This is a genomic window from Streptomyces sp. NPDC059695, assembly GCF_042733785.1.
Taxonomy (GTDB): domain Bacteria; phylum Actinomycetota; class Actinomycetes; order Streptomycetales; family Streptomycetaceae; genus Streptomyces.
Genome location: NZ_JBHWFF010000038.1, coordinates 1 through 487, shown reverse-complemented (window position 1 = coordinate 487; position 487 = coordinate 1). Strand labels below are relative to the sequence as shown.

1 pseudogene is annotated in these 487 nt (G+C 78.0%); it reads left to right on the top strand.

Annotated features, from left to right (window positions below):
- Positions 1-209 precede the first annotated feature (209 nt).
- Positions 210-487, top strand: a pseudogene (locus ACFV2S_RS32240) (hypothetical protein); the annotation flags it as partial.

Sequence of the window (487 nt, the reverse complement as noted above, 5' to 3'; positions counted from 1 at the left end):
GGGGCCCGCCACCCCCCCCCCGGGCAAGCCCCCACCCCCCCCCCCCGGGGCCCCCCCGGCCCCCGCCCCCCCCCCCCCGGGGGGCGCCCCCCCCCGCCCCCCGACACCTGACGGGCGCGCGAGCGCCGTCGGGGTTCCCCGGGCGGGGACCCTCGACGTCCGGGTTACCCACTGGTACGGTGCGCCGACGACCGGATGGGGAGGATGCCGTGACCGGGACGGACCCGATCGCCGAGGCCGACGCCGACGCGCTGTTTGTGCTGACCGCGGCGCTGCTGACGCCCGGGCGCTTCCCGAGCGTGCTCGGTGACGACTACCCGGCGGCCTGTGCCGCCCTGGGTCTCCAGCCGTACGCCGAGGGGTACGGGCTCGTGTTCGGCCAGGACGGGGAAGGGGCCCGCTGGACGGTCGTCATCGACGACGTGTCGCTCGTCGCCGTGGCCATCTCCTCCTGGGACTGCGGCATGGCCTACGACCTCTCCCCGGA